Source organism: Streptomyces yamdrokensis (genome assembly GCF_053890455.1).
Genome location: NZ_CM132679.1, coordinates 332,321 through 351,170 on the forward strand (window position 1 = coordinate 332,321; position 18,850 = coordinate 351,170).

Annotated in this window: 13 protein-coding genes and 1 pseudogene; 4 read left to right on the forward strand and 10 right to left on the reverse strand. The window is 70.7% G+C overall.

Annotated elements, in window-relative coordinates:
• Positions 1–86 precede the first annotated feature (86 nt).
• The 3 genes from ACWZEH_RS01055 to ACWZEH_RS01065 form a co-directional block, all read right to left on the reverse strand.
• Positions 87–1,007, reverse strand: coding sequence for a carbohydrate ABC transporter permease (locus ACWZEH_RS01055; protein ID WP_456195057.1), 921 nt, complete (start codon positions 1,005–1,007; stop codon positions 87–89).
• A gap of 12 nt (positions 1,008–1,019) precedes the next feature.
• Complete coding sequence (locus ACWZEH_RS01060; protein ID WP_456195058.1) at positions 1,020–2,015, reverse strand: carbohydrate ABC transporter permease; 996 nt, start codon at positions 2,013–2,015, stop codon at positions 1,020–1,022.
• A gap of 91 nt (positions 2,016–2,106) precedes the next feature.
• Positions 2,107–3,417: an ABC transporter substrate-binding protein gene (locus tag ACWZEH_RS01065; RefSeq protein WP_456195059.1), complete on the reverse strand. Its 1,311-nt coding sequence runs from the start codon at positions 3,415–3,417 to the stop codon at positions 2,107–2,109.
• A gap of 303 nt (positions 3,418–3,720) precedes the next feature.
• On the opposite strand from ACWZEH_RS01065, the gene ACWZEH_RS01070 reads away from it, so the two are divergent.
• Positions 3,721–4,734 carry a LacI family DNA-binding transcriptional regulator gene (locus ACWZEH_RS01070; protein ID WP_456199994.1) on the forward strand — a complete coding sequence of 338 codons (1,014 nt, stop codon included), beginning with the start codon at positions 3,721–3,723 and terminating at the stop codon, positions 4,732–4,734.
• A gap of 10 nt (positions 4,735–4,744) precedes the next feature.
• Here ACWZEH_RS01070 and ACWZEH_RS01075 read toward each other — a convergent pair whose 3' ends face one another.
• Positions 4,745–5,317, reverse strand: coding sequence for a chloramphenicol phosphotransferase CPT family protein (locus ACWZEH_RS01075; protein ID WP_456195060.1), 573 nt, complete (start codon positions 5,315–5,317; stop codon positions 4,745–4,747).
• A gap of 97 nt (positions 5,318–5,414) precedes the next feature.
• A pseudogene (locus ACWZEH_RS01080) lies at positions 5,415–6,526 on the reverse strand (ricin-type beta-trefoil lectin domain protein); the annotation flags it as partial.
• Positions 6,527–7,095: 569 nt separating this feature from the next.
• Between ACWZEH_RS01080 and ACWZEH_RS01085 the strand changes: the two are divergent.
• The gene (locus tag ACWZEH_RS01085; RefSeq protein WP_456195061.1) at positions 7,096–10,104 is read left to right on the forward strand and encodes a 3-keto-alpha-glucoside-1,2-lyase-like domain-containing protein; all 3,009 of its coding nucleotides are present in this window, start codon (positions 7,096–7,098) and stop codon (positions 10,102–10,104) included.
• A 45-nt stretch (positions 10,105–10,149) separates the two neighbouring features.
• On the opposite strand, the gene ACWZEH_RS01090 is transcribed toward ACWZEH_RS01085, so the two are convergent.
• A complete protein-coding gene (locus ACWZEH_RS01090; protein WP_456195062.1) occupies positions 10,150–11,466 on the reverse strand; it encodes an MFS transporter in 1,317 nt (438 codons plus the stop codon).
• 512 nt (positions 11,467–11,978) lie between these two features.
• Between ACWZEH_RS01090 and ACWZEH_RS01095 the strand changes: the two genes are divergently transcribed.
• Complete coding sequence (locus ACWZEH_RS01095; RefSeq protein WP_456195063.1) at positions 11,979–12,590, forward strand: TetR/AcrR family transcriptional regulator; 612 nt, start codon at positions 11,979–11,981, stop codon at positions 12,588–12,590.
• 862 nt (positions 12,591–13,452) lie between these two features.
• Here ACWZEH_RS01095 and ACWZEH_RS01100 read toward each other — a convergent pair.
• From ACWZEH_RS01100 to ACWZEH_RS01110, 3 genes are all read right to left on the reverse strand, one after another.
• Positions 13,453–14,052: a DinB family protein gene (locus ACWZEH_RS01100; RefSeq protein WP_456195064.1), complete on the reverse strand. Its 600-nt coding sequence runs from the start codon at positions 14,050–14,052 to the stop codon at positions 13,453–13,455.
• Between the two features lie 37 nt (positions 14,053–14,089).
• The gene (locus tag ACWZEH_RS01105; RefSeq protein ID WP_456195065.1) at positions 14,090–15,622 is read right to left on the reverse strand and encodes a hypothetical protein; all 1,533 of its coding nucleotides are present in this window, start codon (positions 15,620–15,622) and stop codon (positions 14,090–14,092) included.
• A 602-nt stretch (positions 15,623–16,224) separates the two neighbouring features.
• On the reverse strand, positions 16,225–17,421 hold the full coding sequence (locus tag ACWZEH_RS01110) for a 4-hydroxybenzoate 3-monooxygenase (RefSeq protein ID WP_456195066.1): 1,197 nt from the start codon (positions 17,419–17,421) through the stop codon (positions 16,225–16,227).
• 144 nt (positions 17,422–17,565) lie between these two features.
• Between ACWZEH_RS01110 and ACWZEH_RS01115 the strand changes: the two genes are divergently transcribed.
• Positions 17,566–17,964 (forward strand): ASCH domain-containing protein, encoded by a 399-nt coding sequence (locus ACWZEH_RS01115; protein ID WP_456195067.1) that lies wholly within the window; start codon positions 17,566–17,568, stop codon positions 17,962–17,964.
• A 270-nt stretch (positions 17,965–18,234) separates the two neighbouring features.
• Here the strand turns inward: ACWZEH_RS01115 and ACWZEH_RS01120 are convergent, their stop codons facing one another.
• Positions 18,235–18,846, reverse strand: coding sequence for a dihydrofolate reductase family protein (locus ACWZEH_RS01120; RefSeq protein ID WP_456195068.1), 612 nt, complete (start codon positions 18,844–18,846; stop codon positions 18,235–18,237).
• Between the last annotated feature and the right edge of the window lie 4 nt (positions 18,847–18,850).

Below are 18,850 nucleotides of genomic sequence, written 5' to 3' on the forward strand. Positions count from 1 at the left end.
GGGGGTGGAAGCGGGGGTGCGGGCGTGGGTGGTTCGCGGGCGCCTGCGCGCCGGACCGGCGGCGCGTCCGGCCCTTGACGCGACGGTCAGCCCTTGACGGCGCCTGCCATGATGCCGCTGACGATCTGGCGGCCGAAGACGATGAACATGACCAGCAGCGGGAGCGTGCCGAGCAGCGCGCCGGCCATGATCAGCGACTGGTCGCGGACATAGCCCGCGCTGAGCTGGGTGAGGGCGACGGGGACCGTCGGGTTGGTCATGTCGAGCACCACGAAGGGCCAGAAGAAGTCGTTCCACGCGTGCACGAAGGTGATCATGAACAGGACCGCCATCGCGGGCCGCGCGACGGGCAGCACGATGCTCCAGAAGATCCGCAACGAGTGCGCCCCGTCCACGCGTCCGGCCTCGACGAGTTCGTCCGGCAACGCCTCCGAGAGGTACTGCCGCATGAAGAAGACACCGACCGCGCTCACCAGGGTGGGGAAGATGACGGCGGGCAGCTGCTGCGACCAGCCCAGCTCGGACATCATCATGAACAGCGGTACGACGCCGAGCTGCGGCGGCACCAGCATGGTGCCGATCACCAGCATGAGCAGGGCGTTGCGCCCCTTGAACCGCAGTTTGGCGAAGGCGAAACCCGCCAGGGTCGCGAACATCACCGTGGACAGTGCGATCACTCCGGCCACGATCAGGCTGTTGATCATGGCCTTGCCCATCGCCGCCTCGTCCCAGGCGCGGGCGAGGTTGCTGAACAGGTTCGGGCCGGGCAGGAACGGCGGCGGCGTCTGGCTGACCCGGGTGTTGTCGGTGGAGGCCGCCACCATCGTCCAGTACAGCGGGAAGATCGACAGCACCGCCATGACGGCGAGCAGGACGTAGGCGAGCGGGCCGGCGTGGTGCTGGCGGCCGGCGCGCGGGCGCATCAGCCGGCGGCCGCCGCGGCCCGGCTTCTCGGCGGGGGGCCCGGCCGGGGTGTCCGTCCGGGCCGGGAGGCTGTGGGTGGTCATGGCGACTCCAGGTCAGGACGTACGGGAACGCAGGCGTTTGATCAGGCGCTGCGCCACGAAGACGAGGACGAGCAGCAGGAACATCGCCCACGCGACGGTGGCCGAGCGGCCCATCTGGTAGTTCTTCCAGCCCTCCTCGTACAGCAGCAGGCCCAGGGTCTGGTACTGGTTGTCCGCGCCGCCGGTGACGCCGTTGGGTCCCTGGCCGAAGATCAGCGGCTCGCCGAACAGCTGGGTGGCGCCGATCGTGGAGAGCACGATGGTGAAGACGATGGTGGAACGGATTCCGGGAACGGTGACGTGGGTGAACTGCTTCCACCGGGAGGCGCCGTCGATGGCGGCGGCCTCGTACCGTTCGGCGGGGATCGCCTGCATGGCGGCCAGGTAGAGCAGCGCGTTGTAACCGGTCCAGCGCCAGATGACGATGGTGGAGATCGCGGCCTGGGCGGGCCACTTGTCGGCCTCCCAGTTCACCGGGTCGATGCCGACCGTGCCGAGCGCCCAGTTGATCATGCCGAAGTCGCGTTCGAAGATCATGGTGAAGACGAGCGCGGCGGCGGCGACCGAGGTGGCGTACGGGACCAGCGAGGCGACGCGGAAGAACAGTGAGGCGCGCATCCGGTAGTTGAGCAGGTGCGCCAGCCCGAGTGCCATCAGCAGCTGCGGCACCGTGGAGATGACACCGATGGTGAGGGTGTTCGCCAGCGCGTTCCAGAACCGTGAGTCGTTCCAGAGTTCGACGTAGTTGTCGAACGCCACCCATTCCATGACGTCGAGGGTGGCCAGTTCCACCCGGTGCAGGGAGATCCACGACGTGTAGACGAGGGGGTAGAAACTGAAGGCGGCGAAGACGACGAAGAACGGCGCGACGAACGCGTACGGGGCGCCTCTGACGTCCAGCCGGTGCAGCAGCGCGCCGCGCCGCCGGGCGGCGCCCTCGCCGTCCGTCTTCGGCGGCGGGCCCGAGGGCTCCCCGCCGGCCAGGGCCTTGGTGGTGGAGGTGGCCACCCGACTTTTCCTTCCTGGGAGCGGATGTGTGAGCCGCCCCGGGCCCGTCGGCAGGTTGCGGACGGGCCCGGACGGCCGATGGGGCGACGGGTCAGCCGACGGCCTTCTCGATGCGCTCCGCGGTGGTCTTCCACGCCTCGTCACGCGGGGTGTCCTGCTGCTCGATCAGAGTCAGGCCCTGGGAGAAGGTGTCCTTGATCGTGCCGTCCTTGCGGCCCAGGACCTGCTTGTCGGGGATCTCCTGGGCGGCGGCGCCGAAGATCTCGCCGATCGGCGCGTCGCTGAAGTACTCCGACCCGGCGTTCTTCACATCGTCGCTCTCCAGCGCCTCTCGCGAGGACGGGATGTTGCCGATCTCCTTGAAGATGTGGGCCTGCTGCTCCGGCGCGGTCAGCCAGGCGACGAGCTTCTTGGCCTCCTCCTTCACCGGGCTCTGGTCGATCACTCCGAGGAAGGACCCGCCCCAGTTGGCACCCTTGGGAGCCCTGGCGACGTCCCACTTGCCCTTGTTCTGCTCGCCGGCCTTCTCGCTGATGTGGCTGAGCATCCACGCCGGGCACACGGCCGTGGCGAACGTGCCGTTGGCCAGGCCCGGGTCCCAACCCGGCTGGAACTGGCGGAGCTTGGCGCTCAGGCCGTCCTCGGCGGCGTCGGCGGCGAGGTTCCACGCCTCCTTGACGGCCGGGTTCTTGTCGTAGATCAGCTCGCCCTCGGCGTCGTAGAACTGCTCGGGGTAGCCGTAGACCATGGCGTTGAACAGGCCGCTGGACGCGTCCATGTAGGACACGTCGTCACCCTTGAAGTCCTTCTTGAAGGTGCGGCCGACCTCGACGTACTTCTGCCAGTCGCCCTCCCACAGCTTGGCGACCTCCTCGCGGTCGGTGGGCAGGCCGGCCTGCTCGAAGTAGTCCTTGCGGTAACAGACGGCCATCGGGCCGATGTCGGTGCCCAGCCCCAGCACCTTGCCGTCCTGGGTGCTGATCTGGGACTCCTTCCACGGCAGGAAGTGGTCGGTACCCGATACGTCGGAGAAATCCGCGAACTTGCCCGCCTGGGTCTCGGTGATCTCCTTGGCCCGGCCGATCTCGATGCCCTGGATGTCCTTCAGGCCCTTGCCGGCGGCGAGCCTGGTCTGCAGCGCGGTGTAGTACGTCTGCTCGTCACCGGCGATCTCGGCCTTGATGTCGACGTTCGGGTTCTCCTTCTCGTACTGCTCGAGAAGGCCCGTCTCCTTGATGCCCATCACCCCGTACAGGCCCATGGTGATGGTGACCTTGCCGTCCTTCTTGCCACCACCCGTGGCCGAATCGTCACTGCTGCTGCAGCCGACGACGAGCGTCAGCGCGCCGACGACCGCGGTCGCCGCCGCCGCCCTCGTACGCAACGAACCGGGACTGCCCATGGTTTTCCTCCTAGCGACGGCGCTGACGCACCGGAGTGACGATTTACGCGATGACCACAGCGGCTCTGGCAATGGGGTGGGAACGTGCCCACTTCGGGGTGGGCACGTTCCCATCGCTGGACCGAAGACTCCTGGCAGCACAGCCGGTCTGTCAATGGCTTGAACACAACTTGTGATCCGGGACCGGTCTCCGCCGTTCGGTTCCCGGGCCCTGACGCGCTTGTGCTCTTGCGCTGTCTGCAAGAATTACCGCTGGTCAACTCCGCGGCCGGTGTCGCCGCGACCGCCGAGGAGGGGGAGCACATGGCCGGGGATCGCCGTCCCACGATCAAAACCGTCGCCGCCCGTGCCGGCGTGGGCCGGACCACGGTGTCCCGCGTCGTCAACGGATCGGATCTTGTCAGTGCCGACGCGCGGTCCAGGGTCCTGGCGGCGATCAAGGAACTCAACTACGTTCCGAACTCGGTCGCCCGCGGCCTGGTGACCAACCGGACCAACGCCGTGGCCCTGGTGATCCCGGAGTCGGAGAGCCGGCTCGGTTCGGAACCGTTCTTCGCCGCGCTGATCCGGGGCGTCAGCGGCGCCCTCGCCGAGAGCCGGACCCAGCTCCAGCTGATGCTCGTCCGTGACCAGGCCGAACGCGACCAGCTGACCGAGTCGGTGGCAACGCGCCGTGTGGACGGCGTTCTCCTGGTCTCCGTCCACTCCGAGGACCGGCTGCCGGGCATGCTGGAGGAGATGGGGCTGCCCACCGTGCTGGCCGGCCGCCGCGACGCGGGCGAGCGGCTGAGCTACGTCGACTCCGACAACGCCGGAGGCGCCATCGAGGCGGTCCGGCACCTGCTGCGCGGCGGCAGGACCAGGATCGCCACGATCACCGGGCCGCTGGACATGGACGTCGGCCGCAGCCGGCTCGCCGGGTGGCGTGACGCCCACCGGGAGGCGGGGGTGACGGCGAGTGAACTCCTGGCTGAGACAGGTGACTTCACGGAGGAGGGGGGCAGCCGCGCAATGCGTTCGCTTCTTGAACGCGCCCCGGACCTGGACGCCGTCTTCGCCGCCTCCGACCTGATGGCGGTCGGCGCCCTGGCCGAACTGCGCCGCCACAAGCGGCAGGTGCCCGGCGATGTCGCCGTCGTCGGATTCGAGGACTCCGTCCTCGCCCGCCACACCAACCCGCCCCTGACGACGGTGCGTCAGCCGGTGGAGGAACTGGGCCGCACGATGGCGCGAATTCTTACCGACATCACCCAACACGGCGCGCCCCGCCAGCAGTTGACGCTGCCGACGGAGCTGGTGGTGCGGGAGTCGTCCTGAACCGCCGCTCTCAGCCCATCGGATCGCCGTCCGTCAGATACCGGGCGCGCAGGCGAGTGAAGGCGGTGGGCGTCGGCCGGCGCGGGAGGAATTCCTTGATCATTTCGGCGCACTCGTGTGGACTCGCCGTGCCGGTGTCGCATTCGAGGTCGTAGTCGCCGTGCTGATGGACCAGGTCGTACTGGAGGGCCGCGAGGCCGAAGGGACGGTCTCCACGGGCCTTTTCGCGGCGGGCCAGTTCGTCCGGTGGGCAGTGGACGCCGACGAACAGCACGTCCGTGGGACGCAGTACGGTCAGGCAGTCGACCAGTCGCCACGGCTCGCTGAGAACGTGGTCGACGACGACATCGTTGCCCACCTCGGCCATGGCCGCGACCGAACGGTGGAAGCCCCTTCTCGTCCGGCGCAGAGCGGTGTCGAGGTCCTCCTGGGCGAGGGGCCGCTTCGTACGCATCGCGTTGAAGCCGTCCACCGCCAGATGGAAGAAGACACCGTCGTCCAGGATGCCGAGCAGTTCCCGGGCGATGCTCGACTTCCCCGAACTGGACGTGCCGTTGAGGAAGATGATCCGACCGGCTGCCATGCGGACATGATCACACAGTGGTGCCCGGGGCCGGCCGGCCGCCTGGGGGCCCGCACCGGGTGGGTCAGGCTGCCGGGTGGGTCAGGCTGCCGGTGGGTCAGGCGGTGTTCAGGGTCCATTTCTGGTTGGCGGCGCCGGTGCAGGTCCAGATCTGGGCGGGTGTGCCGTCCGCGGAGTTGTTGCCGGTGATGTCGAGGCACTTGTCCGCGCCGGTGTTGACCACGTCGCGGGTCGCGGGGTTGTACGACCACTGCTGGGCCGTGCTGCCGTTGCAGCCGTAGAGCTGCACCCGGGTGCCGTCGGCCCTCGAGGCGCCGGTGACGTCCAGGCACTTGCCGAGGGCCCGCACGCTGCCGTCGGCGCTCACGGTCCGGCGCTGGGCCGCCGTGCCGTTGCAGGTGTGGAGCTGCACCGCGGTGCCGTCGGCCGTGGATCCCCGGCGACGTCCAGGCACTTGCCCACGAGTCCGGTGAGGGTGCCGGTGCTGCCGCCCGGATTGCCCGAGGGGGTGCCGGACCAGGTGAAGGTGGCGGTGGTGCGGGCGGGGAGGCTGTAGGTGAAGGACTGGCCGCCCCAGTCGACGCGGACCGAACGGGCGGAGGTTCCTCCGTTGTGGGCGATCAGGGCCTTGGAGCCGTCGGGGTTGCGCCAGGCGACGTTGGACACGGTGGTGCCGGCGGTGGAGGCGATCCGGTGGGCGCCGGGCCTGACGAACCTGGTCAGGTGGCCGGTGGTGTAGTACTCGGCCGTGTAGTCGACCTGCCCTGCCCGCGGGCCGCCCTCCTGCACGGTGATCAGCCCGGTGCAGGTACCGCAGCCGCCGTTGTGCGGACCCATGTCCTGGTTGAGGGCCAGGCTCCACTTGACCAGGCTGCTGCTCCAGTTGCGGGCGTAGCCCACGATGTCGGCCAGGTCCTCGTTGTGCTGGTTGCCGATCCAGGTGCCACCGGAGTGCTCGGTGCTGAACTGACGGACGTCCGGGTACTGGCCGTGCACCTGGCTGCCCACCGCGGGGTCACCGGCGTAGCCGTGCCAGGCGATGCCGCCGGAGAGCGGGTCCTCGCGCACTCCGGCGTCCGCGAGGACGGGGGCGCCGAAGCCCGCGTAGTCGCCGTAGTTCCAGTCGTGCACGAGGACCTCGGTGTCGATCCCGGCGGCGCGGAAGGCCGGGTAGACGTGGTTCTTGGTGAACTCGACGAGGCCGGAGGGGGTGTGCCGCGAAGCTGAACGCGTCCGCGCGGGGGCGTCATGGGCGTGACCTCCCGGTGGGGGTGTCCTCACCTTCAGGACCTCCGGAACCTTCAGGACGCTGGGGACCTTCAGGGGTTGAACCCGGAGCGGTGCAGACCCGTCGGGGCGACGGCGTCGGGGCCGCCGCCGAGACCGTGCTGAGGTACGAGGTGAGGACTGCGGGTTGCGCCGTGCCGGCGAACCGGCCGACTTGCCTCGAGGCATGATTGAACTCTCAGGTCATGTCCCCGTCAATGCGAAGGTCTACGGAATCCGGTGTGTCATGCGCAGTCTTCGCCCTCGCGCCATCACTACTTGGCCCCGGCCATTTCTCCGTCCAAGCACCGGAGTACGGAGAAGTTCCACACAACTCGCAGGAGCGGAAGGCCTCTTCCCGGCCTCGCGGGGTCCCGGACTTTGAACTCTCCGATGACAAAGTATGGACACGTCAAGCGGAAGTCCTCTAGCTTGACGGCGCAAGTACAGCGCCACCGCAGCAGACCGGAGCGAAATCCGGCACGGTCCGGTCCCCGACTCGTGGAGGACCATTGCGCAACCGTCTGTTCCCACGCGCTCGAAGACACCTCATCCCCCTGTTGTTCGCGGGGGCCCTGGCCGCGGGTCTGTGCTCCGCGCCACCGGCCGCCGCCGCTCCCGCGGACATTCCGCCCCAGGAACCCGGGGTCACACTGCGCGTGTTCGACGTGCGGACGCCGCTGAGCAGGCTGTGCACCCTGAAACCGGGTCAGACTCCCAACCACGACAAGCTGATGCCGACGGTCGACTGGTCCACGGAGGCCGACTTCGGCGGGCTGTCCGATCACTTCGTCACCGAGGCCTCGGGCTACCTGAACATTCCGAGCGACGGCTCGTACGTGTTCCGCCTGACCAGTGACGACGGCTCACGGCTGGCGATCGACGGCGACACGGTGATCGATCACGACGGGCTCCACGGTGCCGAGCCGAAGGACGGCACGGTCCATCTCACCGCCGGGGCACACCCGTTGCGCATCGACCACTTCGAGCGCGACGGCGGGCAGCAGCTCCAGCTGGCCTGGAAGCCGCCGGGCGCGGGCGACTTCACCGTCGTGCCCCGGGAGGTGCTGAGCACCGACGCCGGGGTCGTCCGGGTCACGGCGCCGGGCCGCAAGGAGTGCGAGGCGAGCGGCGACTCCCCCGGCGACGGCCTCCCGCTCACCGACGTGCGCCCCGACCTGACCCTTACCGATCTGCGCCCGGACGGCTTCGAACCACAGGTCAGCGGCATGGACTGGTTGCCCGACGGGCGTCTGGCGATCAGCACGTGGGGCGGCACGGACAACGTTGCCGGAGAGGTGTACCTGCTCGACAACGTCACCGGCGCCACCAGCCGCGACAAGGTCACCGTCACGAAGGTGGCGAGCGGGCTGCGCGAGCCCATGGGGATCAAGTACGTCGACGGAGCCCTGTACGTCTCGCAGAAGCACGAGCTGACACGGCTCGTCGACCGCGACGGCGACGAGGTCGCCGACGAGTACCGGACGGTCGCGACCTGGCCGTACGGCGGCAACTTCCACGAGTTCGCCTTCGGGCTGCTCTACCGGGACGGCCACTTCTACGTGAACCTCTCCGTCGCCATCGACCTCGGCGGCGCGACCACCGTGCCGCAGCCGGCGCCGGGCCGCGGGGCCACGTACAAGGTCAGCAAGAAGACGGGGAGGATCAGTCCGGTCGCGGGAGGGCTGCGGACGCCCAACGGCATCGGCTGGGGGCCTGGCGGCAGCATCTTCGCCACCGACAACCAGGGCGGATGGCTTCCCTCGTCGAAGCTCGTCCAGATCAAGCAGGGACGCTTCTTCAACCACTACACCGAGCCCGCCGGCCCTTTCGACGACTCCCCCGTCACCGAGCCGGTGCTGTGGCTTCCGCAGAACGAGATCGCCAACTCCCCCTCCACTCCCCTGTACCTGAAGAAGGGCCCGTTCGCCGGCCAGATGCTGCTGGGCGACGTCACCTACGGCGGTCTGCAGCGCGCCTACCTGGAGAAGGTGAAGGGCCAGTACCAGGGCGCCGTCTTCCGCCACACCCAGGGGCTCGAGGCCGGCATCAACCGGGTGACCCAGGGGCCCGACGGCGCGATCTACGTCGGCGGGCTGGGAGCCGACGGCAACTGGGGCCAGGAGGGCAAGCTCAGGTTCGGTCTGCAGAAGCTGACGCCGAACGGCCGGAACACGTTCGACGTCAAGACCATGCGTGCCGTGTCCGGCGGCTTCGATCTGACCTACACCCAGCCGGTCTCCGACGCCACCGCCGAGCAGTTGGCGGCCCACTACCGCGCGGAGCAGTGGCGCTACACGCCGACCGCGGACTACGGCGGTCCGAAGATCGCCGAGGAGCGGCTGCCGGTGCGCTCGGCGACGCTCTCGAAGGACCGGCGTACCGTCAAGCTGCGGCTGGACGACCTCAAGCCGGGCCGTGTCGTGCACATCCGCTCCCCGCGTCCCTTCACGTCGGACTCCGGTGAGCAGCTGTGGAACACGGAGGCCTGGTACACCCTCAACCGGATCCCCGGCAAGCAGCCGGCTCCCGCGACCCGGTACGAGGCCGAGGAGGCGCGCCTGACGGGCACGGCCGGTGTCGACACCGACCACACCGGCTACTCCGGCAGCGGCTTCGTGGACCGGTACGCCACCGAGGGCAGGGCCGGCACGACGTTCGACGTGACGGTCCCGAAGTCGGGCGCCTACGACGTGGGGCTGCGCTACTCCAACGGGCCGGACCCGTTCCGGGGCACCAAGTCCCTGTCCCTGTACGTCAACGGGAAGAAGCTGCGGCAGACGCAGCTCCCGCCCACCGACGACTGGGACTCCTGGTCGACGCGGACCGAGCGGCTGGCGCTGCGCGCCGGGAGCAACACGGTCTCCTACCGGTTCGACCCGGGCGACACCGGTCATGTCAATCTCGACATGCTCAGTGTCCGTCCGCACGGAGCCCAGGTCCCGCTCTTCGACGGTACGGCCGCCTCGCAGGCGCAGTGGCAGCACACGGACGGCAGGAGCCTGCGATGGCCGCTGAGCGACGAGAAGTCGATGGAGGTGTGCTGCGGCGACATCCGCACCAAGGACGCCTACCAGGACTTCAGACTGCATGTGGAGTTCCGGGTCCCGCTCCTTCCCCCCGAGGTCACCGGGCAGGACCGCGGGAACAGCGGCATCTTCCTCCAGGACCGCTACGAGCTGCAGATCCTCGACTCCCACGGTGACACCACGCCCGACACCGACGAGGCGGGGGCGTTCTATCTGAAGCGGGCGCCCGACACCAACGCGGCGACGGCACCCGAGACCTGGCAGACCTACGACATCGACTTCCGCGCGGCCCGCTTCGACGACAGCGGCCGAAAGACCACCGATGCCCGGGTCACGGTGGTGTGGAACGGGCAGAAGGTCCACGACGACGTCGCCCTCGACGGACCGACCGCCTCGGGCCGGTCCGAGACTCCTGCCGCGGGAGCGATCCGGCTGCAGGACCATGGAAACAAGGTGAGGTTCCGCAACATCCGGATCACTCCGCTGACGTGATCCCCCGTCGTGCCGGGCGGCCCTCGCGGCCGCCCGGCACGGCCGTCACACGTCCGGCTTCCCGGCCGTTTCGGCCGGGCCCGGTCCGCCGGTCGAGGCGGTGTGGGCGGCGCGGCGGCGAAGGGCGTCCTCGTCCGTCAGCGCGTCGTAGGTGAGCAGCCTCGGCAGCGCGACCGCCAGCAGACCCACCGAGGCCACGCAGGCGAGGCCTCCGGTCCAGAAGGCGGGACGGGTGCCGGTCCAGCCGGCCATCGCGCCCGCCCTGACCTGTCCGAGCTGCGGGCCGACGCTGTACGACAGCACCTCGATGCCCGCGAGCCGGCCGCGCAGTTCGTCGGGGATGGTCTGGTTCCAGATGGTCGAGCGACCCAGCCCGCTCAGCATGTCGCCGGCCCCGGCCAGTGCCAGACAGACCAGCACCAGCCAGATGTCCGACAACCAGCCCGCCGCCGCGATGGCCAGGCCCCAGCCGGTCGCGCCGCACACCACCAGGAGTCCGTGCCGCCGCACCCGGGAGACCCAGCCGCTGGTCAGACTCACCGCCACCGAGCCGACGGAACCCGCCGCGTACATCAGCCCCAGCGACCAGTCGGCGTCCAGTTCGTCGGCGAGGAACGGGAAGATCGTGTTCGGGAAGGCGAAGAACATCGCCGCCATGTCCACCGCGTACGTGCCGAGGAGCACCGGCCGTGACCAGGCGTACCGTGCTCCCTCGGCGATGCCCCGCAGCGACGGTTTCCCCGCGTTCTCGGCCGCCGGCATGGGCGCGAGCCGCAGGCACAGCAGGATCGAGACGGCGAAGCCGGCCGCCGTCGTCGCGTAGGCCGGGGCGCTGCCCGCGTACGCCACGACCAGGCCGGCCAGGGCGGGTCCGGCGATGGCGCCGATCTGCCAGCGCAGCGCGTTCAGGGCGGCTGCCGCCGGGAGCTGGTCGTGCGGCACGATCCGGGCCATCAGCGAGTCCAGCGCGGGCCGTTGGAGTCCCGCCAGGGCCGCCACCCCGGCCGCGACCACGTACAGCGGCCACAGCATCGGTTCCGGCAGCGTCGCGTTGACCAGGAGGACGAGCGCGAGCACGCCCAGTCCGGCCTCGGTGAGCAGGATGACCCTGCGCCGGTCCGCGGCGTCGGCGAGCGCGCCGCCGTACAGCCCGAAGACCACCAGGGGCACCAGTTCGACCGCGCCCATGGCGCCCACGGCGAGGGGTGATCCGGTCAGCTCCTTGATCTGCAGCGGCAGGGCGACCAGGGCCATGAAGCTGCCGAAGGTCGTGACCAGCCCCTGCACCCACAGGAGCCGGAAGTCGCGGGAGGACCGCCAGGGCGAGAGGTCGGGCAGGACCGCGGAGAGTCCGGAGGTCACATCCCGCTCCGTGCCGTCGGCTCGAAGGAGGACACGGCGGCCGCGACGAGCAGTCGCGGGCGGGTTGAGCGCATGGTCGAACTCCACGGTTCCGGATGAGGGAGGCACCGGTCCACCCACGCCCGGAGCACGTGATGCCGTCATGGAGTGTGTGCACCGCGCCAGAAGCAAGAATTTAGGCAAGCCTTGCCTTTGCGTTGAATACAGTATGCGAACGTTCCCGGTTGTCGCAATCGGTCGTTCGGGACACCCGATGCAGCGATCAGGACACGGGTGCCGCAGCAGTGCGGGCCGTGTCGGAGCACTGGGGAGTGGGGTGCGCCGAGTACGGGAACGGCCGGACCGTCCGGGCGACGCCGCGCACGACCCGGTCCTGAGCCGGTCGCCGGTCCGTCCGGCTGTCGCCGCCGGCCCCGCGTTCTGACATCATGGACCAAACGGAACTCCGCTCCGGAACAAGGCTACGGAACCATGTTCCGTACGGCAGGGCCGGCGGTGGAGGGAGCGGCGCGGTGAGCGACACCGACGGCGGCGACGGCAGCGGCAGCAAGAACACGGGGCGCGCGGGTCGGCCCAAGCGGACGGACGCCCGGCGCAACGAGAAGACCCTGCTCGACGCGGCGGCCACCGTCTTCGTCACATCGGGCGTGGACGCGCCGGTGCGCGACATCGCGACCGGGGCCGGTGTCGGGGTGGGCACGATCTACCGCCACTTCCCGACCCGGGCGGATCTCATCATCGCCGTCTACCGGCACCAGGTCGAGGCCTGCGCCGAGGCCGGTCCGGTCCTGCTGGAGAGCAGTGCGACGCCGCACGCGGCGCTGCGGGAGTGGATCAGTCTCTTCGTCGACTTCCTGGTCACCAAGCACGGACTCGCCGGTGTCCTGCAGTCCGACAACACCGGCTTCGAGACGCTGCACTCCTACTTCCTCGACCGGCTCGTGCCCGTGTGCGCCGAACTCCTCGCCGCCGCGGCCGCGTCCGGGGAGATCCGCACCGACGTGGAGGCCTACGCGCTCATGCGCGGCGTCGGGAACCTCTGCATCGGCGCGGACAGCGATCCCCGCTACGACGCACGCCGACTGGTCGGCCTCCTCGTCACCGGACTGCGTCAGCCGCGCTGAGGCCTGCGGGCGGCCTCTTTCACCGCCGCCTCTGCCTGCCGGACCAGCCCACGAGGAACCGGCCGACGAGCCGGACGGCACTGCGGGGCGGGGACGTCGCCGGGTCCTTCTGCCATGCTCTGCGCCATGACATCGATCAACGACGCGGCCTGACACGGCGCTGCCGTGAACACCGACACCACCGACGCCCTGCCGTCGCGGTGGGCGGACCGCATCCACGATCACTGCGGCATGCGGAGACCGGAATGGTTCGATTCCGCCGGGGAATTGGCGCCGGCGGAGCGGGGCACCTGGTTCGGGATGGCTGAGCTCGGCAGCCGGCAGCACGGTCACTGCCCTCCGGACCGGCCCGGTGCCCCGTGTATGCGGGCTTCTGCCGGCACCGTGAGGGGAGGGATCGCCGGCGGCCCGGGTGAGCATGGTGGTTCTGCCGCCGGCGGAGCCCGCCCGGATCACCGCGGCCGACTGGAACGACGGGTACGGCGGCTACGAACCGGCGCCGCTGGAGGGCCAGGCGGTTCTGTGCAGCGACGTGTTCGCTCCGTCCGGTGTGCCCGGCCGCGACGGCAAGGCCGGCCTCCGCGAGGCCGAGCGCGTCATGGCCGCGGGTGATACCGAGGGCCGCCGGGCCCACTGCGCCGAGATCGTCACCGGTCCCGAGCAGAGCGGCAATGCGCTGTTCCTCCCCGCCGCGGCAAAGGCAGAGGGAGGGCTACGAGGCGACCGAACCGGACGGGACCGTGGTGTGCCTCGCCTTCGCCGCCCACGACTTCGGCCGAGGGCCTGCCCGGCGGATCGGGTCGGAAGGTGTCCGACGGCGCCGTGACAGCGTCCGCCGGGCTTCGCGGCCCGCCGGGGCCGGTCAGCGGCTGTCGGCCTCCCTTGCCGCCTGCTCCAGCCGGCGGCGGTGGGCCTCCCACCAGGCCGCGTCACCGGACGGCAGGCCGCTCGCTCCCCTCCTCCCGCCGGCGGCCCCGTCGATGAGTTCCCGCACGATGTCCGCGTGGCCGGCGTGCCGGTGGGTGTCGGCGATCACGCGTACCAGGAGGTGGTGCAACGTGGTCTCCCTCCGCTCCACCGGCCACCACGGGACGCGGCCGACGGTGTCGAGCGCGAGTGCCGCGAACGTGCTGTCCGCGTGCTCCCACGCCCGGTGGTAGAGCGTGACGATCTCCTCGCGCGACTCGTCCGCGGTGGCCCACATGTCCGCGTTGGGTTCGGCATCCTCCGTGTACCACCGGGGCGGCGGATCCTCCCGGAAGAAGGGCCGGCCGAACACGTCGCCGAAGTACCCCAGTTCCACTCCGGCGGCATGCTTGACCAGTCCCAGCAGGTTGGTGCCGGTGGGTGTCAGCGGGCGGCGGACGTCGTACTCCGAGAGACCTTCGAGCTTCCACACCAGGGCTTCCCTGGCGTCCTGCAGATAGCGGGTCAGGTCCGTTCGGGGGTTCGAGTCGGTCATGCCCCGCAGTCTCGCACCCTGCACCGACAGCCGGACGTCATCGTCCGAGGACGGCGGAGAACGCGTTGCGGATGTCGGACTTCGAGGGCGTGACGTACTTGTTCGCGGGGATGACACCGTAGGCGAAGAAGAGCGACGGGCAGGTGGAGCCGCTGATCTGGACCGTGCGGCCGGCCACGCGCTCGCCGGTGCGCAGGGCGTACACCTTCACCGGGAGCGAGACCTTGCGGAACGTGACGTCGCTGATCCGCCCGCTGGTCTCGCTCCGGTAGGGGCAGGTGCGCACGGCACTCCCGAAGCCCTGCCGGCCCACGCACACCACCAGCGCCGCCTTTGCCGCGTCGGTGGTGCGCCACGCGCCGGGAAGCTCGCCCGAGTGCTCGCCGTCTCCCAGGAACAGGGCCCGGCCGGAGCCTGCTCGGCGCGCGGGAGCCCCCTCGTACTTCGCCGGCGCCTCGCAATAGCGGTTCTCGCGCACCAACTGCCGCACCTCGTCCAGTTGCAGGGCCAGCACGGCCTTCCTGATCGCCTTGCGGGCCCGGCCCTCATGGCTGTCGCCGGGGTACTCGTCCAGCAGCCGCTGGTAGCGGGACTCCGCCTGCGACCACTCCCGGGTGCCCATCAGGGCGTCGCCGCAGCCCATCAGCGCGGCCGGAGCGAGCCGGTCGGCGGTCTCGGAGGAGCGGTCCAGTACCTGCCGGCCCGGCTCCGGCTCCCGGTCGTTCAGCCAGTCCGTGATCCGGACGGTCTCGCAGGCGTCGTCGGTGGGCAGGCCTTCCAGGAAGCGGTCCAGGGTGGCCCCGACCGTGGCGTCGTTGCGGGAGTCCTCCTCCAGGACCGAGGCGAGCAGGCGGAAACCTGAGTTCAGGTCGTCCTGGTCGCCGTTCAGTCCGGCGGTCAGCCGGGCTTGCGCGGTCCCCAGTCGTTCACAGGTGCCGACCGCGGTGTCGCCGCGTGCGGCCACCGGGGCCGCGGCGACTCTGTGGCCCGCCCACACCTGCTCCTGAGCCTCCGTCACCGCCTCGCAGTCGCCGTCCGCGCGTGCCTGGGCGATGTCGTCCTCGATGCCGTGGGCGTCGAACCGCAGCAGCCCCGCGCCCAGCAGCACCGCGACGGTGAGGCCGAGCGCGACCAGGCGCTGTGCCGTCCGCGGGTCGCCCCGCCGGCGCCGGGCGAGCAGCCATCCGTGCGCCACGACCGCCGCCCACCACAGCAGCAGAAGCACCTCGCTCCAGGTCTCGGCGGTCGCGACCGTCGTCCAGACCAACGTGAAGGTGATCACCGCGGCGGTCCAGAACAGTCCGGGGCGGCGCGCCAGCAGATAGCCCACGCCGAGGAACGAAGCGTTGCCGAGGGCGACCGCCAGTGGATCGTGCCGCACCGAGTCCTGGAACGACGGCCCCCGCAACGTCGAATCGTGTGCGGGCGGGCCGGGCGGATCCTGTGAGGCCTGCGCGCTGTGCGGGGGTACGGGTGGCCGGGCCGGGATCGACGGCGCGGGCGGTTCGGTCGGCTTCGGCGGCGCGGACGGGTCGTCGTCCGGTCCGGTGGGCGGTGGCGGAAAGGTCATCGGGTCCCCCAGGAGGTGATCGTCGTCCGGGACCGGGACGGGGCATGTCACGGCTCGTCCGGCGGGCCGGAGTGCCGCGCCTGCTCCACGAGTCCTCCACAGGCCTGCTCCACGAGGCGCCCCTCCCTCCCCCCGGCACCTCCATTCCACCGCGTTCCAGCGTTGATCAGCACCCCTGTGACCGCACCGGACAATTCTCAACCAGCCTGCGCGGAAACCCTGTTGTCCCACCCGCCCCTTCACCGCACTCCTTGTGCGCCTGGGACCGGCATCCGCCCCGGCTCCCCGTCGGCCCACCCGCGCGGCACGGACACGGCCGGCCGGCGTCGCGGACCGACGTGTCCTCCGGCGAGCACACCTCCCTGCGTGTGCCGTGCCCGTCGGTGATCAAGCAGACCTCGTCCACGAACGCGTCGTCGTAGCCGGGTCGGGCGCACGTGAAGGTGGCCGGCGGCCAGTCTCCACACGGCGTCGTCCTCGGCCGGGAGCCTGCGGCGCCGGGTGAGCCAACCCGGTCGGGGAGGCAGCCCGGTCGGGGAGCCAGCCGGTGACGCCCCGGCCGGGCTGGTCGGCGGCCGGTTCCCGGCGGGGCAGTGCCATGGTCATCGCCCTTGCGGCCACCCGGTGTAGGCCTCGGCGAGGTAGGTCGAGCCCGCGGTCGAGCCGGTCACCGCGGCCAGTTCGCCCTCCTGGCGCCGTACGTCGAACGGGGTGGCCTCCGGCAGGGTGTGCAGCATGGTGGTCATCCAGTACGAGAAGTGCTGGGCCTTCCAGACCCGGCCGAGCGCGCGCTCGCTGTAGGTCTCCAGCGGGGCGGCGTCGCCGCTCGCGACGGCCCGCTCGAGTTCCTCGGCCAGGACCCGTACATCGGCGAGAGCCAGGTTGAGGCCCTTGGCGCCGGTCGGCGGCACCGTGTGCGCGGCGTCACCGGCGAGCACGAGCCGTCCGTGGTGCATCGGCTCCTGGACGAAACTGCGGAACGGGAGCACGGTCCTGGAGGTGACCGGCCCCTCCTTGAGCGTGTGCCCGTTGGCCCCCACACGGGACTGGAGTTCCTCCCATATCCGGTCGTCGGACCAGGCGGCGGCGTCCTCCGCGGGGTCGCACTGGAAGTACATCCGCTGAAGGGTCTCGGTGCGCCGGCTGATCAGTGCGAAGCCTCTCGGGGAGTGGTTGTAGATCAGCTCCGGTGCGCTGGGCGGTGCCTCGGTGAGGATGCCGAACCAGGCGAAGGGGTATTCGCGGAAGTACTGCGTGCGCGCCGCCTCCGGTACCTCGCGGCGGCACAGGCTGCGCGATCCGTCGGCGCCCACGAGGAAGTCGGCGCGAACCTCGTGGCCGACGCCGTCGGCGTCGGTGAACCGCATGACCGGCGTATCGGAGACGAGGTCGTCGACCGACACGCCGGTGACGCCGAACCGGACGTCGCCGCCGTCGCGCATCCGGGCGTCGGCGAGGTCGATGAAGACGTCCGTCTGGGGGTAGAGCTGGGTCGAGGCGCCGGCCAGGCCCTGGAAGTCGATCCGGTGGCTGCCCCCGCCGAAGGCCAGCTCGATGCCGTCGTGGCGGTAACCGTCCCGGCGCACCCGGTCGCAGACGCCGGTGTCGACCAGGAGGTGGACCGAGTCCTGCTCGAGGATTCCGGCGCGGTGGGTCTCCTCGATCTCGCGACGGCTGCGCAGGTCGACCGCGACGGAGTCGATCCCGGCACGGGCGAGCAGGTGGGAGAGCATGAGCCCGGCGGGACCCGCACCGACGATGCCGATCTGCGTACGGCTGTGGACGCGCGAGGATGACATGGCCGCCATTCTGCGTCCGTCCGGGCCACCCGGCCAGGGGCCGTTTCCGTCCAGTGGAAACGGACCGGCCTCGAGTTCGGCCATAATGGCCGGTCGAAGACGATCCGTGTTTCCCACGGCTGACCGAGTGAGGCGATGAGGCACATGTGGCCACGAGTCGGCGGTATGCGCGCACTGGAACTCGGTACCCCCGACGGGCTGCGCGACGAGCTGAACTCTCTCGTTCTGGCCGGACGGAAGACCGCCACGACCGGCCTGCTGGCCGAGTACGTCGAGGAGACCGAAGGGCTGGAGTTCCCCGGTGAGCGGCTGGCTCTCCTGGACAACGACGGCCGCGCTGTCGCCACGATCGAGATCACCGGCGTGGAAATGACGTCCTTCGCGGAGGTCACGTGGGAACACGCTGCCGCCGAGGGCGAGGGCGACGCCTCCCTGGAGGACTGGCGGGCCGGCCACCGTCGTTTCTGGCAGCGCGAGGGCACCCCGGTCGAGGACGGCACTCCCCTCGTGTGCCTCACCTTCCGCGTGGTGCGGACCGGCTGACGCACCCGGCGGCCCCTCGCCTTCCCTCGCCCCGACGACACCGCCGCCCCCACGCGCAGTGGGGGCGGCGGTGTCCGGCCGGCCCCGGCCGGTCGCACCGCGCGGAACACCCGGGAACGGCGCGCCGCCCGCCGACGGGCGAGGAGCACACGAAGTCGTCCTCGCCATGCCCGGTCGGCGCCCCGCACAGGTCCGGCACCCAGCGGCGGGGATCTCTCCGCCGTACCCGTACGGGCCGAGCAGCCGCACAGGGCTGCCGGCTCTCGTCCCCTATGCGTCGGTGCCGTACGTCCCGTACTCGGGTCGCCCCGTCGTTTCGTAGGTGTGGACGGCCAGGCCGCGCGGTGTCGTCTCGTGGTGGACGAGGCGCAGAGCGGCCGGGGCGGCGTCGGCCGGGAAGAGACGGCGGCCGGTGCCGACGACCACCGGGGCGATCACGAGGCGCAGTTCGTCGATCAGACCGGCGGCCAGGAGGGACTGGGAGAGCCGGGCGCTGCCGTGGAGCTGCAGTTCACGGCCGGGCCGCCGCTTCAGGTCGGCGACCTGGGCGGGGACGTCGCCGGAGAGGATCGCGCCCGGGCCCCACTCGGCCTCGGTCAGGGTGTGGGAGGCCACGTACTTCGGCAGGCCGTTCATGAGCGGGCCGAAGGGCGGTTCGGTCATCTTCGGCCAGTCCCGTGCGAAGCTCTCGTACGTACGGCGGCCCAGCAGCAGGGCGTCCGCCCGACCGAGCCAGACGGCGGCCAGTTGTTCGAAGGCCGCGTCCAGGTACGGTACGAACCAGCCGCCCCGGGTGAACCCGTCACTGGTGTCCTCGTCCGGAGATCCCGGGCCCTGGTGGACGCCGTCCAGCGTCAGGAACTGCGTCAGCGCCAGCTTCATCACG